Here is a 14,798-nt window from a genome sequence, read left to right on the forward strand (position 1 = left end):
TACAAACCTAAACCCTGGGTACCGTCTCCAGCATCGAAGGCCGCAAGTTCACCTCGGCAAACCATGCCGCCAGCTGCGGACGGGCCTTGCGCCATTCCAGGTCGGGATGGCGCAGGTCCAGGTAACCCAAGGCGCAGGCGACGCTGATGGACGCCACGTCAAAATGGCTGGCCAGTTCGGCAATCGCCTCGGCTTCGAGCATGTCCAGGGCACGGCGAATCTTGTCCCGTTGGGCATCGAGCCATTCGTCCCAGTGCTTTTCCGTCGGACGCAGGGCGGTTTCATAGCGGATCATCACCGCCGCATCCATGATCCCGTCGGCCAGGGAGGCCAGGGTCAGACGCCGCCAGCGGGTCGCGCCGTCACGGGGGATCAGCGGGTTGCCGACATGCTGGTGGTCGAGGTAATCGAGGATGACGCGGCTGTCGTGGATCACGCTGCCGTTGGCCAGGCGCAGGGCCGGGATTTTGCTCAGCGGGTTGTCATCGATCAGCTTCTGGTCCGGCTTGACGGGCGTGAGCTGGCTGAGCTGCAACGCGACGCGGTCCTGCTGGCCGGTTTCGTGCAGCAGCACCAGGACCTTGCGAACGAAGGGAGAGGCGGGGTTGTGGAACAGCGTCATGCTGGGAACGGACATGGCAACGTCTCGATCAGGGGAGGATATCGCGCAGCATAACGCGATCGTCCAGGCGCAAGGCAGGGGGACCGGGTCGCAGTGACCCGGTCTGTGTCTTGGATCAGGTGGCTGGTTGGAGGGTATGCGGCTCCAGCGGTGCTGGCGTTGCCGGTTGTTGCTTGAGTTCCCGGGCGACGGTCCAGACGATGAACGCGGCAATCACGTCAAAAATCGCCAGCATCACGAACAGCGGGCTGTAGCCGATTTGGGTCACCATCACGCCAAACAACAGCGTGAAGGCCGCAGCGCCCAGGTAACCGAACATACCGCCCATACCGGTGGCGGTGGCGACTTCATTCTTGCCGAACGAGTCGGATGTGATGGCATACAACGCCCCCGACAAGGTCTGGTGGGCAAAGCCGCCAATGCACAGCAGGGCAATTGCGGTGTACGGACTGTCCACCAGGCCGATGCAGGCCGGGCCAAGCATGCAGGACGCGCCGAACAGCAAGACCATCTTGCGGGAGGTGAACAACGACACCTTGCAGTATTTGTGGAAGAGCGGACTCAGGTAACCGCCTAGCACGCAACCCAGGTCGGCGGCCAGGAACGGCAGCCAGGCGAACATCGCGATTTCCTTGATGTTCATGTGTCGCTCGGTCATCAGGTACAGCGGGATCCAGGCGTTGAAGGTCTGCCAGGCCGGCTCGGAGAGGATCCGGGCGCTGGCGATGGCGTAGAAGTTGCGGCTGGCGATGATCTTTTTCCAGCTGCCTTTCTTCGGGTTCTGCTCCTGGAAGTGGGCTTCCTGGCCGCTGATGATGTAATCGCGTTCGGTGTCGCTCAGGCGCTTCTGGTCGCGCGGGTGCTTATAGAGAACCAGCCAGAGAAACGTCCAGGCGATGCCCAGGCCGCCGACGATCAGAAACGCCAGTTCCCAGCCACTGTTCAGAATTGCCCAGACCACCAGCGGCGGAGCCAGGACGGCACCGATCGACGAGCCGATGTTGAACCAGCCGATGGCGACCGAGCGCTCCTTGGCGGGGAACCATTCGGTCGAGGCCTTGACAGCGGCGGGCAGCCCGGCCGCTTCCGTCAGGCCAAGCAGGCCGCGGAAAAATGCCAGGCCTTGCCAGCCCGAGGCCATTGCTGCTGCGGCGCAGGCGATGGACCAGGCAAAGGCGAAAATGGCGAAGCCCATCTTGGTGCCGATCGCATCGATGATGTAGCCGGCCACCGGCTGCATCAGCGCATAGCAGACTTGCCAGGCGACGACGATGTGGGAGTACTGCTCGGTGGAGATACTCATCTCGCTCATCAGGGTCGGAGCCGCTACCGAGAGGGTATTACGGGCCAGGTAGTTGACCATCAGGCCGGCCGTGACCAGGCCGACCATCCACCAGCGGATGCCTTTGATTTTCATCACTTCACCATCAATTATTTTTGGAGTTGGTGTCGCTGTTGTAGGTTGTCGTACAACACTGGCCTTTATAGGAGTGCAAGGAATAATTTGTCAACAAATATGTCAGAGGCTGGGCGCTTTCAGGGCGCCCAAGGGCAGGGGTGTCGTCGTATGACTTGGCGGTGAAGGGGGGCTTTCGATTGCAGCGTTCTGCCAACTCAGCGGCGCGGGACCAGTCCCCACACCGCCACAACAGAAGGGATGCCCAGCCCCAGCCAGCTCACGGCATCCCAGGGGCCATCGCCGAGCAATGCGCTGAACAGCCCGGCTGCGCAAAGAGCGCCGATTGCTGTGGGCATGCCGAACACTTTCCAGAAACTTGACTGTCGGGGCTTCACGAAAGCGCCTCCCTGTCGACAGCCGTGCGCCGGGTCGCTCGACGCCGCGCTATCCAGAGATAAACACCACTGCCAAGGACGATGATGGTCAACACGTCCAGGGTCGCCCAGAAGACCTGCATCGGCCTGCCGCCGTAGTCGCCGAAATGCAGCGGCAGCGACAGGCTCATGACGTCCATGTACCAGGGCCGCTCGGCCACGGCGGTGACATCCAGGGTGCTGGCGTCGATCAATACCGGTGTCAGCAGATGGGAGGTCAGGTGGGTGTTGCCTTTCATGAACACGCCATAGTGGTGCTGGCTGGAAAACAGCGTGCCGGGGAACGCGATAAAGCTCGGCTCCATGTCTGGAGCAGCTTCTCTGGCGATGTCGAGCAGGCGCGTGGCCGGCGCCAACTGAGTCAGCGGCGGGGCGTTGCGGTAGGGTTCGATCATGGTGCTGAGGCTGTCGTTGCGCCAGGCGGCAATGATCAGCTCGGCGCACGCGGCAATCACACCGGTCACGCCTACTGTCAGCGCCCAGACCAGCGTGACCACGCCAATCAGGTTGTGCAGGTCGAGCCAGCGCAGGCGGGTCGACTTGTCCTGGCGTACGGTGGCGAACTTCAAGCGCCGCATGAACGGCAGGTACAGGACCACGCCGGAGATAAGGGCAATCACGAACAGCAGGCCCATGAACGCCAGAAACAACTTGCCTGGCAGGCCGGCGAACATGTCCACATGCAGGCGCAGCATGACCATCATGAAGCCGCCATTGGCCGACGGCATTTCCAGGACCTCGCCAGTGCGCGCATCGAGCATGAAGGTGTGGGAGGCGTTGGGTTCGGTGTCCGGCGTCGGTGCCATGATGGTGATGACGCCGTTGGGGTCGTCTTCGTCCCAGCCAAAATACTGCACCACTTCACCTGGCCGATGGGCCTTGGCTTTCTCCACCAGTTGCTGAAGGTCCAGCTGTGGAGTGTCGGCGGGCATTTCCCGGAATTCGGGGGCATCGCCCAACAAGTGCTCGATTTCGTGATGGAAAATCAGTGGCAGCCCGGTAATTGCCAACATCAGCAGGAACATCGTGCAGATCAGACTGCTCCAGGTGTGGATGAAGGACCAGCGGCGGATGGTTTTGCTTTTCATGGAGGATCCGAATGCGGAAGGTTCATGCAACTAGGTCCAAGTTCATTGTGGCGAGGGGATAAATCCTCTCGCCACAAGCGCCCCCCAAAGGCTAACTGATTACCATTTGTAATTCACGCTCGCGACGACGTTGCGCTGGTCACCGTAGTAGCAATAGAAGCCGTCGCAGGTGGAGAGGTAGTCCTTGTTGAAGATGTTCTTCGCGTCCACCGCCACCGATACGCCTTTGAGGGAAGGGCTCACGCGACCCAGATCGTAATGGGCCGAGGCGTCGTAGACGGTGTAGGAGCCGACATGGCCCCAATCGGTATTGGTGGTGTTGCCGTAGGTGTCACCGACATAGCGCACACCGGCGCCGACACCGAAGCCGTCGAGCGAGCCGTTGTGCCAGGTGTAGTCGGCCCACGCGGTGGCCTGGTTGCGCGGTACCTGGGCCATGCGCTTGCCTTTTTCAGCTGCGGTGCCCTTGGTGATTTCGCTGTCGTTGTAGGTGTAGGAGCCGATGAGTTTGAGGTTGTCGGTCACCTCGCCCGAGGCTTCCAGCTCCAGGCCACGCACCTGCACTTCGCCCACTTGGCGGGTGATGTTGTTTTCACTGACGGCGTTGTTCTTTTGTGTCAGGTCGAACACCGCTGCCGTGAGCAAGGTCTTGGTGCCGGGCGGCTGGTACTTGATGCCGGCTTCGTACTGTTCGCCTTCGGTCGGCTTGAACGCGTCGGTGCTGTTGACGGTTGAGCCCGCCGCCGCCTGGAAAGACTGGGCGAAGGAAATGTAGGGCGTGACGCCGTTGTCGAAGACATAGCTCAATGCTGCGTTGCCGCTGAATTTCTTGTCGCGCTGGGTGTTGGTCGCATCGTTCTGGTTGTGGAACACGGTGCCGGTGTGAATCCAGTCTTCACGTCCACCGAGGGTCAGGCGCCAGTTGTCCAGGGCGATCTGGTCCTGGACGTACAGACCAGTCTGGTTGGTCTTCTGGTTGTAGTCGTACATGGTGAAGTACTGGACGTTGGAGAAATCCTGTCCGTAGATCGGGTTGTGGATGTTGCTGGTCGGCACGCCGGTCGAACCCCAATCCCAACGCGAATTGCTATTGGAGCGTTGGTGATCCAGGCCCAGCAGCAGGGTGTGGCTGAGGGCGCTGGTCTGGAAGTCGGCCTGGAAGTTGTTGTCCACGGCGAACTGGCTGATGTCTTCGTCAATGACACTGGCACTGCGCTTGATGGTGCCATCGGCGCTCACCGCTTCCTCAGGACCCGCCGGCCAGAATTGCCCGCCAGCGGAGATACCCTGGGTCTCCAGGTCGTTCTTGGTGTAGCGCAGGTTCTGGCGGAACTGCCAGGTGTCGTTGAAACGGTGCTCGAACGCATAACCCAGCGCGTAGTAGGTGCGGTCGTAGAACTCCCAGTCCGGATCGCCCAGGTTCTTGTGGTGGGAAATCTTGCCGGCCGGCGAGGACAGCTTGGTGCCTTGCAAGGGCAGGAATTGCCCGGTGATCCCGGTGTCGTCACGGGTGTACTGGGACAGGAAGGTCAGGCGAGTGTCGTCGTCGATGTTCCAGGTCAGGCTCGGCGCGATGTTGTAGCGCTTGTCCGGGATGTGATCGACCTGGGCATTGCTGTCGCGCACGGTGCCGCTGAGCCGATAGAGAAACTGGCCTTCATCGTCGACCTTGCCGGTGCTGTCGAAGTTGATCTGCTTGTGTTCATAGCTGCCGGCCTGCAACTCGACTTCGTGGCTGCTCTCGGCTTGTGGGCGACGGCTGACCATGTCGAGCATGCCGCCGGGTGGCGTCTGGCCGTAGACCGACGATGCCGGGCCACGTAACACGGCGATGCGCTCCAGGTTCCAAGGCTCGATTTTCGGTGTGATGTAGTTGCCCTTGGGCAGTGGCAGGCCATCGAGGAATTGGGTCGGTACGAAGCCGCGCACCAGCAGCCAGTCATTACGCGAATCCGAGCCGTAACCGCTGCTCTGCACGCCGGCTGTGTAGCGCAGGGCGTCATTGAGGTTGAGCACCGAGCGATCTTCCATTTGCTGGCGCGTTACCACCGAGACCGAGCGCGGCAACTCGACGATCGGCGTATCGGTCTTGGTGCCTGCGGCGGTGCGGGTGGCCGCATAGCTCTCGCTCGGGCCCCAGGCGCTTTCGCTCAGGCCGGCGCCGATCACGCTGGTTTCCGGCAGGGCCATGACACCTTCGGGCACAGCCACCAGGCTGTAGGTGCCGGTGCTGCTTTGCAGCAGTTGCAAACCGGTGCCGCGCAAGGCTTCGCGCAATGCGCCCGCGGCATCGAACTGGCCCTGGACCGGAGCCGAGGTTTTGCCTGCGGCCAACGCCGGGTCCAGGCTCAGGGCGAGACCAGCCTGGCTGGCGATCTGGTTCAGGGTGCTGGCCAGTGACGCAGCGGGCAGGTTGTAGGCACGCACGCCGGATGCCTGCTCAGCCGCCAGCAGGGGGCCGCTGGTCAACGGGACGGCAAGGACGATCGCAACGGCCAACAGGCTGGGGCGCAACAAGGTGTCTAGCGGGCGGGACATACGCGGCTCCTGAATGGAAATATTTCTCAATTGCCTGGATGCCGGATGAAAATTGAAAAGTGATAGGGCTGGATGAAAATAATTTAGATTTAGATCGAGGGCAGGGTGATTTATCCGAGTTTTATAGTGAGGCAGATGGCCTCATCGCGAGTAGGGCTCGCCCACAGTGACCGCGTTGTCCGCAATGTTGTGCCCGGCGCCAACCCCCTGTGGGAGCGAGCCTGCTCGCGATAGCCATCTGTCAGACACCTCATATCTCAAGGCTTGGCCTCACCCCTCGGCCCCACTACCACCCACCACCTTGTGTGATGCTCGATCTGCACCGGCAAGGTCGGCAGCAGTGCGCTCAGGGCCAGGTCGGTGTCATGCAGCGGGAAGCTGCCTGTAATGCGCAAATCCGCCACTTTCGGCTCGACACCCAGATAACCACGACGGTAACGCCCCAGCTCCTGCACCAGATCTTCAAGGCGAGCGTTGTCTACCACCAGCATGCCCCGGGTCCAGGCATCGGCGCCGGGACTCAGGGCCAGGGCAGGGCCTAGGCCATCGCGGTGCATCAGCACCTGTTGGCCTTCATGCAGGATCTGTTCTTGCTCCGTGGCCTGTGGATGGGCGGCCACGGCGGATTTCAATACACTCAGGTGCGTGCCGTGGTCCTCGCGCTTGACCAGGAACCGAGTGCCCAGGGCGCGCAGGCTGCCTTCGCGGGTCTCGACGATAAACGGACGCGGGTCGTTGTGGCCGGTCTCCACCAGGATCTCGCCTTCCTGAAGAACGATGCGCCGTTGCCTGTCGTCGAAACGCACGTCGAGGGCGCTGTGGGTATTGAGGTTGATCAGCGTGCCGTCGGCCAGGCGCAGAATGCGCTGTTCGCCGGTGGCGGTGCGTTGGTCGGCCAGCCAGTAGCCCAGCGGCAGGTAACGTTCACCGGCAAACAAGGCCAGACCAATGACCGCGACAATACTGGCCAGGCTGCTGCCGACCTTGCGGATCCGGCGACGGATACTCACCCGCGACTGCAATAGCGCGGCTCGCGCCGGTCCGTTGGCAACGCCGAAGCGCTGATCGAGCATGCCCAATTGCCGCCAGGCCCGGGCATGTTCTTCGTCGGCGGCATGCCAGCGGGCGAACGCTTCCCGCTCCTGGGCGCTGTCGCTGCCTGAATCCAGTGATAACTGCCAGGCAATGGCGGCATCCAATACGCTGACCGAGACCGGCTTGGAATAGGGCGGGTTCATGTCGGCTCCCCGTAGAGTGCGATGTAGCACTGTCGGATGCCCTGGGCCAGATACTGGCGTACCCGCGGCACCGAAACCCCCAGGCGCTTGGCGATCTCGGCGTGGCCGAGGCCGTCGAGCCGGTTGTACAGGAACGCGGCGCGAGCCTTGCTCGACAGCTTGCCGAGCAGGCGATCGATCTGCCTGAGGTCTTCGAGGATCAATTGCTGTTCTTCCAACGACGGCTGTTCGCCCTCGGGAATCAACATCAGTTCGGTAAGGTATGCCTGCTCCAGGGCGGCCCGGCGGAAATAGTCGAACAGCAGGCCTTTGGCGATGGCCACCAGGAATGCCCGGGGTTCGCGGGGGGCCGTCAGCTCATCACGGCCCAGCAGGCGCACGAAGGTATCCTGGCTCAAGTCCTCGGCCCGTTGCGGACAGGCCACGTTGCGCCGCAACCATGCCAGCAGCCAACCGCGATGATCACGGTACAACGCACCAACCAGATCGTTGTGGGGGCCAGGGACTGACGACACGAAGCATCACCGATGTTTTAAGTAACGAGAATTGTTCGCGATTGTGGCAGAGGCGGGGGCGGGAATGCAATTGGCGCCGGTCGGGATGATCCAGTGCACAATTTGGTGGGAGCGAGCAGGCTCGCTCCCACCGGGTAGGGCGTCGCGGAGGAGCCTAAATCGAAGGCGCCTGCCGCCGGCGCTTCCACTGACCCAGACATTGCTGCAGGTCGAGCGGGCTATGGATCTGCTGTTGGCGGGCACGACTGAACAGGATCAGCGCCAGTTCGGCCGTGGCCAGGGCGTCGGCGCTGGCGTTGTGACGATCGGCCACTTGCAGTTTGAAAGCGGTGATCCAGTCATCCAGGCCTGCCTTGCGCAGCGCTGCCTGAGGACAGAGCATCGGCGCCAGGTCGGCTACGTCGAGGAAGGTGTGCTGCAAGCGATAACCCAGGTGGTCTTTCAGGGCGCGGCCAAGCATGTGGGCGTCGAAAGGCGCGTGGAAGGCCAGCAGCGGGCTGTCGCCGACGAACTCCATGAAGGCCAGCAGTGCTTCGGCCGGCTCGCTGCCGGCGGCGATTGTGCTCGGTGCCAGGCCATGGATCAACACGCTCGGCCCGAGCTTCTGTTTCTCACATTGCAAGGTGCGCTCGAACTGTTGGCTGAAATCGATGGCGCCGTCTTCGATCACCACCGCGCCGATGGACAGCACCTGATCCTTGTTCAGATTCAGGCCGGTGGTTTCCAGATCCACTACGACCCAGCGCTGCTCCCGCAGGCTGCGCTCATCCAAGGGCGACGGCGGCGAGAGGTTTTCCAGGCGCCGCTGCGACGCTTGCGGCAACATCGGCGCGGCCGGGCGCAACCAGGAAAACAGGTTCACAGTTGATACCTCAGCGTCAGGCTGCTTTGCAGGCGTTGGGCCTGGCGCAGGGATTCACGCAGGATCCGCCGATCCAGGTGATTGAGGCTGTCGGGATCGACACGGTTGGAGTAGGGCAAGTTCTCGCGGGTCTGCAATTGGTGTTGCTGCATGCGGGTCTGCTGGATGAAGTGGTAGGCCTCCTCATAGGCCGCGCCATCGAGGGGGTCGATCGCTTCCCGGGCGACCAACTGCCGCAGGCGTTCCAGGGTGTTGTTGGCTTCGATGCCATTGGCCAGTGCCAGCAGGCGGGCGCCGTCGACGAAGGGCGTCAGGCCCTGCACTTTCAAATCCAGGGTGGCCTTCTCACCGTTTTTGCGGCTCAGCACGAAATCCCTGAAACGCCCGACCGGTGGGCGATGACGCAAGGCGTTCTCGGCCATCATGCGCTGGAACAGACGGTTATCGCCCACCTGATCGAGAATCTGTCGACGCAACTGTTCGCAACCTTGCTCATCGCCCCAGACCACCCGCAGGTCGAAATAGATGCTGGAGCCCAGCAGGTTTTCTGGCGTCGCTTCGCGAATGAAGGCGGCAAAGCGTCGGGACCATTCGGCGCGGGACAGGCACAGTTCGGGGTTGCCGGCCATGATGTTGCCCTTGCACAGTGTGAAACCGCACAGCGCCAGGCTCTGGTTGATCTGTTGGGCGATGGGCAGCAGCAGGCCGCGGATCTGCGCCGCGTGGGCCGCGTCCCGGGCCTCGAACAGGATGCCGTTGTCCTGATCGGTGTGCAGGGTTTGCTCGCGCCGGCCTTCACTGCCGAAGCACAACCAACTGAACGGCACTCCCGGATCGCCTTTCTCCGCCAGGGTCAGTTCGATGACCCGGCTCACGGTGTGGTCGTTGAGCAAGGTGATGATGTGGGTGATCTGGGTCGACGACGCGCCGTGGGCCAGCATGCGCTCCACCAGTTGGCCGATCTCGCCCCGCAGGGCCACCAGGTTTTCCACCCGTGGGGCGCTGCGAATGGTCCGGGCCAGGTGCACCAGGTCAACCCGTTGCAGGGAAAACAGGTCCCGTTCCGATACCACGCCACACAGGCGCTGTTCCTTGACCAGGCAGACATGGGCAATGTGGCGCTCCGTCATGGCGATCGCCGCGTCGAAGGCGCTGTGATCCGGCGAGAGAAAAAACGGTGCCTGGGTCATGTGCGCCGCGATGGCCTGGGAAAAGTCCCCGGAGCCGTCGGCCACCACATGCCGCAGGTCGCGTAGGGTAAAAATCCCCAGCGGCGCCTTGTGTTTGTCCACTACCACGATGCTGCCGACCTGCTGTTCGTGCATCAGCTTCACGGCTTCGCGCAGGGGGGTATCAGGGCTGCAACTCACCGGATGCCGCATCGCCAGTTCACCCAGCCGCGTATTGAGGGAGTATTGGGTGCCCAGGGTTTGCGCGGATTTCTGCTGGACCTGCTGGTTGACCTGGTCGAGCAGGCTGCTGACCCCGCGCAGGGCGAAATCGCGAAACGGGCCGGACAAGGCAAACAGTTTGATGAAGGCCTGCTTGTTCAACTGCAGGCAAAACGTATCTTCGCCAGCCCGGTGCTCGGTGCGCGTGGCCCGCTCCCCCAGCAATGCGGCAAGGGGAAAACATTCGCCGGTGGTGATTTCGAAAGTGGTCTCGGTGCCACCCTTGGCCGAATGCGGACGCTCTCCTACCACCCGGCCCTGCTTGACGATGTAGAAGTGCTCCACCGGACCATCGGCCGGCTTGATGATGGTTTCACCCGGCGCGTAGAAGCGCAGCAGGCATTGTTCCACCAGGTAGGCCAGGTGAGCATTCTCCATCTGGTTGAACGGGGGGAAGCGCTGGAGGAACTGCAACGTGCCCTGGATGTTCTGCAACACCGCGGTTTTCCCTGCCTGGATGAAGGCGTCCGCTTTTTTCATAACCATTGCGCAATCTTTTTTGAATTGTTGTGGTCGGATCTGTTCCCCATGGTCGACCTCTGAAGAGGGAGTGCCCATTGGACGTAAGTCTAGGTTCCGGCAACGGGGCCAGACCTGCAGAAAAGTCCGGCACGAGCCCTGAAAAAATCTTCATTGAATTTTCTTGGAAAAAAATCCGACGAAGTGCACATTGAAGCGCTGCCGAACGATGTCTGACCACTGTGCCAGGGGATCGATTCAAGGAATGTAGAGACCATCATGTCAGACCACGATATTTTGAGTGACGCCGAGCGCGAAGCGTTGAGTGCCGTCATGCTGGAGCCAGATCTGCCGCCGCAGCGAGTCTTGATCGTCGATGACGACAAAGACGCTCGCGAGCTGCTGTCGGAAATCCTGGCGCTGGACGGTATCCACTGCATGACCGCCGCCAGTGGCGAAACCGCACTCAGGATGCTGGAAACACGGCCGTCGATCGGTCTGTTGATCACCGATCTGCGTATGGGCAATGTCGATGGCCTGGAACTGATCCGCCTGATCCGCGAGTCGGAGCGGGCCGCGCTGCCGATCATCATCGTGTCTGGCGATGCCGACGTGAAGGACGCCATCGAGGCGATGCACCTGAGCGTGGTGGACTTTCTGCTCAAACCCATCGATACGGAGAAATTGCTGGGGTTGGTCAAGCGGGAGTTGGGGATGGATCTCTAGCCTGTGGTGATCGTTCCCACGCTCCGCGTGGGAATGCAGCCTGGGACGCTCCGCGTTCCGAAAAGCCGAACGCGGAGCGTCCGTTGCGGCATCCCCACGCAGAGCGTGGGGACGATCGGTTCCGTGAAGAACCACAAAAAAGGCCCTGATCGCAAGAGCGGGGCCTTCTCATTTATCGCTACCGCTCAATCACAACCCATTGGCCGCCTTGAACTCACGGCGACGACGGTGCAGTACCGGCTCGGTGTAGCCGTTGGGCTGCCGGGTGCCTTCGATCACCAGCTCGACCGCTGCCTGGAAAGCGATGTTGCGGTCGAAGTCCGGTGCCAACGGACGGTATAGCGGGTCGCTGGCGTTCTGACGGTCCACCACCGGCGCCATGCGCTTGAGGCTTTCCATCACCTGGTCCTGCGTGACGATGCCGTGGCGCAGCCAGTTAGCGATGTGCTGGCTGGAAATGCGCAGCGTCGCGCGGTCTTCCATGAGGCCGATGTCGTTGATGTCCGGCACCTTGGAGCAGCCGACGCCCTGGTCGATCCAGCGCACCACGTAGCCGAGGATGCCCTGGGCATTGTTATCCAACTCGTTTTTGATCTGCTCTGGCGTCCAGCTCGGGTCGACCGCCAGCGGGATGGTCAGGATGTCGTCCACCGAGGCGCGAGTCCGCTTGGCCAGTTCGGCCTGACGGGCGAACACGTCGACCTTGTGGTAATGCAACGCGTGCAACGCGGCGGCGGTCGGCGATGGAACCCAGGCGGTGTTGGCACCGGCCATCGGGTGGGCGATTTTCTGTTCGAGCATCGCCGCCATCAGGTCAGGCATGGCCCACATGCCTTTGCCGATCTGCGCACGACCTTGCAAGCCAGTGCTCAGGCCGATGTCGACGTTCCAGTTTTCATAGGCGGCAATCCACTTCTCGGCTTTCATGTCGGCCTTGCGCACCATCGGGCCGGCTTCCATCGAGGTATGGATTTCGTCACCGGTGCGGTCCAGGAAACCGGTGTTGATGAACACCACGCGCTCGCTGGCAGCCTTGATGCAGGCCTTGAGGTTGACCGTGGTACGGCGCTCCTCGTCCATGATCCCGACCTTGAGGGTGTTGCGTGGCAGGTTCAGTACGTCTTCGACACGGCCGAATAGCTCGTTGGTGAACGCGACCTCTTCCGGGCCGTGCATCTTCGGCTTGACGATGTACACCGAGCCGGTGCGGCTGTTGCGGCGCGAGGTGTTGCCGTTGAGGCTGTGGATCGCCGCCAGGCTTGTCACCAGGCCATCGAGAATACCTTCCGGCACTTCATTACCGTCTTTGTCGAGGATCGCGTCGATGGTCATCAGGTGGCCGACGTTGCGCACGAACAACAGCGAGCGACCATGCAGCGTCAGGCTCGAACCGTCGACGGCGGTGTACGCACGGTCGGGGTTCATGGTGCGGGTAAACGTCTGACCGCCCTTGGCGACCTGTTCCGACAGATCGCCTTTCATCAGGCCGAGCCAGTTACGGTAGATCACTACCTTGTCATCGGCATCGACGGCGGCAACCGAGTCTTCGCAGTCCATGATGGTGGTCAGCGCGGCTTCCATCAGAATGTCTTTGACGCCGGCAGCGTCCGTCTGGCCGACCGGGGTGTTGGCATCGATCTGGATTTCGAAGTGCAGGCCGTTGTGCTTCAGCAGTACCGCGGTGGGGGCCGAAGCGTCGCCCTGGAAGCCGATCAGTTGGGCATCGTCACGCAAACCGCTGTTGCTGCCGCCCTTGAGGGCGACCACCAGCTTGCCGTCGACGATCTTGTAACCAGTGGAGTCGACGTGGGAACCGGCTGCCAAGGGGGCAGCTTCGTCGAGGAAGGCGCGGGCGAAGGCAATGACCTTGTCGCCACGAACCTTGTTGTAGCCTTTGCCTTTTTCCGCGCCGTTGGCTTCGCTGATGGCGTCGGTGCCGTACAACGCGTCGTACAACGAACCCCAGCGGGCGTTCGAGGCGTTGAGGGCGAAACGGGCATTCATCACCGGCACTACCAGCTGCGGGCCGGCCATGCGGGCGATTTCGTCATCGACATTTTGAGTCGTAGCCTGGAAATCCGCGGCTTCTGGCAGCAGATATCCAATGTCTTGCAGGAAGGCTTTGTAAGCCACAGCATCAAAGGCCTGGCCGGCCTTCGACTGGTGCCAGGCATCGATCCGAGCCTGGAAATCATCGCGTTTGGCGAGTAGGGCTTTGTTCTTCGGCGCCAGATCGTGAATGACCTTGTCGGCACCGGCCCAGAACTGGTCGGCGGTCAGACCGGTACCGGGGATGGCTTCGTTGTTCACGAAGTCGAACAGGACTCTGGCGACCCGAAGGCCACCGACTTGAACGTGTTCAGTCATTGCTTGCCTCTCACTCTGCTCAGCTATTTCGCTTTTCAGCTCTTCGATTTTGACAATGAAGCCTCGGGACATTTAAACCACAAACCCCGGAACCAGTACATGCCATCGCTGGCGGCTGGGTGGGACCTATCACGGGCGTTAAGCCTTGCTGACGGGGCTTTCAGGGATGCGACTGCGCCTTAAGCAGACATCGGTCCAACATTATGTAGTGCTTGCTGCGGCATACTACATGAACAGTTGCGGTTGTGAAAATTAGACTAATTGCGTCGTTCCGCGACCGACTAAAGCAGTACGGTCACGACGAGGTATTTGATGTTCTCAAAAAACCTATGAATTGTTCCAGATAATTCTACAAGTCGTACACAGGATGATGGCCTGGGAGCGTATCTGTGCGGATGGCGTGGCTTGCCTATACTCTTGCTTCTCACAACAAGAGGGCTGCGCCATGGACCATCTCGTCATCACCGTTTTCGCCCCGGACAAACCCGGGCAGGTCGAGCGCATCGCCCAGTGCATTGCCGAGCATGGCGGTAACTGGCTGGAAAGCCGCATGTCGCATCTGGCGGGGCAGTTTGCCGGGATACTGCGTCTCAGCGTTCCGGCCGAATCCCATGAGGATCTGATCGAAGCCTTGCAGGGGTTGGCGAGCCACGGTATTCGCGTGCTCATCGCAGAAAGCACGATCGAAGAATCCTGCAGTTGGAAACCCATCGCCATGGAGCTGGTGGGCAACGACCGTCCCGGCATCGTGCGGGACATCACCCGGTTGTTGAGTGAGCAGGGGGTCAATGTCGAGCGGCTGGTGACCCATGTCGGGCCGGCGCCGATGAGCAGCGAATTACTGTTTCATGCCGAAGCGATCCTGGGCGTGCCGCTGACCTTGTCGTTGGACACGTTGCAGGAGCATCTGGAAACCTTGGCTGACGAATTGATGGTGGAGCTCAAACTGAGCGATGAAGCGTGAGCCGGTTATCCAAGGAAAAGCTGCACCTGCCTGTGGATAACCTGTAGAGACTCAGCGCCAGCCCACGCCCGGCTTGCCTTCCCCAGCGATGATCAAAAAATCGCCAGTTTTCAATGGCTTGTGCACAAACGGCGG

The 14,798-nt window shown here is 61.4% G+C and carries 12 protein-coding genes; 2 read left to right on the forward strand and 10 right to left on the reverse strand.

Annotated features, from left to right (window positions below; genetic code table 11):
* Nucleotides 1-7: 7 nt before the first annotated feature.
* The 9 genes from FBY02_RS09570 to FBY02_RS09610 all read right to left on the reverse strand — a co-directional run bounded on the left by FBY02_RS09570 (nt 8) and on the right by FBY02_RS09610 (nt 10,633).
* Entirely contained in the window at nt 8-637 is a 630-nt protein-coding gene (locus tag FBY02_RS09570) for a glutathione S-transferase (protein ID WP_144926481.1), read from the reverse strand.
* A 100-nt stretch (nt 638-737) separates the two neighbouring features.
* Nucleotides 738-2,039 carry an MFS transporter gene (locus FBY02_RS09575; RefSeq protein WP_144926484.1) on the reverse strand — a complete coding sequence of 434 codons (1,302 nt, stop codon included), beginning with the start codon at nt 2,037-2,039 and terminating at the stop codon, nt 738-740.
* A gap of 197 nt (nt 2,040-2,236) precedes the next feature.
* Entirely contained in the window at nt 2,237-2,416 is a 180-nt protein-coding gene (locus tag FBY02_RS09580) for a hypothetical protein (protein ID WP_144926487.1), read from the reverse strand.
* Nucleotides 2,413-3,543: a PepSY domain-containing protein gene (locus FBY02_RS09585; protein WP_144926490.1), complete on the reverse strand. Its 1,131-nt coding sequence runs from the start codon at nt 3,541-3,543 to the stop codon at nt 2,413-2,415. The genes FBY02_RS09580 and FBY02_RS09585 overlap by 4 nt, the downstream gene beginning before the upstream one ends.
* 99 nt (nt 3,544-3,642) lie before the next feature.
* The gene (locus FBY02_RS09590; protein WP_144926494.1) at nt 3,643-6,081 is read right to left on the reverse strand and encodes a TonB-dependent siderophore receptor; all 2,439 of its coding nucleotides are present in this window, start codon (nt 6,079-6,081) and stop codon (nt 3,643-3,645) included.
* Between the two features lie 257 nt (nt 6,082-6,338).
* Nucleotides 6,339-7,319 (reverse strand): FecR domain-containing protein, encoded by a 981-nt coding sequence (locus FBY02_RS09595; protein WP_144926497.1) that lies wholly within the window; start codon nt 7,317-7,319, stop codon nt 6,339-6,341.
* A complete protein-coding gene (locus FBY02_RS09600; protein WP_144926501.1) occupies nt 7,316-7,834 on the reverse strand; it encodes an RNA polymerase sigma factor in 519 nt (172 codons plus the stop codon). Before FBY02_RS09600 ends, FBY02_RS09595 begins: the two co-directional genes overlap by 4 nt.
* Before the next feature lie 154 nt (nt 7,835-7,988).
* Nucleotides 7,989-8,696, reverse strand: a complete 708-nt coding sequence (locus FBY02_RS09605; RefSeq protein ID WP_144926504.1) for a PolC-type DNA polymerase III — start codon at nt 8,694-8,696, stop codon at nt 7,989-7,991.
* A complete protein-coding gene (locus tag FBY02_RS09610) occupies nt 8,693-10,633 on the reverse strand; it encodes a putative nucleotidyltransferase substrate binding domain-containing protein (protein ID WP_144926507.1) in 1,941 nt (646 codons plus the stop codon). Before FBY02_RS09610 ends, FBY02_RS09605 begins: the two co-directional genes overlap by 4 nt.
* A 252-nt stretch (nt 10,634-10,885) precedes the next feature.
* Here FBY02_RS09610 and FBY02_RS09615 point away from each other — a divergent pair, with 252 nt between their 5' ends.
* On the forward strand, nt 10,886-11,332 hold the full coding sequence (locus FBY02_RS09615; protein ID WP_047702329.1) for a response regulator: 447 nt from the start codon (nt 10,886-10,888) through the stop codon (nt 11,330-11,332).
* A 189-nt stretch (nt 11,333-11,521) separates the two neighbouring features.
* Here the strand turns inward: FBY02_RS09615 and FBY02_RS09620 are convergent, their stop codons facing one another.
* A complete protein-coding gene (locus tag FBY02_RS09620; RefSeq protein WP_144926510.1) occupies nt 11,522-13,699 on the reverse strand; it encodes a malate synthase G in 2,178 nt (725 codons plus the stop codon).
* 445 nt (nt 13,700-14,144) lie between these two features.
* Here FBY02_RS09620 and FBY02_RS09625 point away from each other — a divergent pair, with 445 nt between their 5' ends.
* On the forward strand, nt 14,145-14,663 hold the full coding sequence (locus FBY02_RS09625; RefSeq protein WP_144926514.1) for a glycine cleavage system protein R: 519 nt from the start codon (nt 14,145-14,147) through the stop codon (nt 14,661-14,663).
* Nucleotides 14,664-14,798 lie beyond the last annotated feature (135 nt).

This window comes from Pseudomonas sp. SJZ078 (genome assembly GCF_007828255.1).
GTDB lineage: Bacteria > Pseudomonadota > Gammaproteobacteria > Pseudomonadales > Pseudomonadaceae > Aquipseudomonas.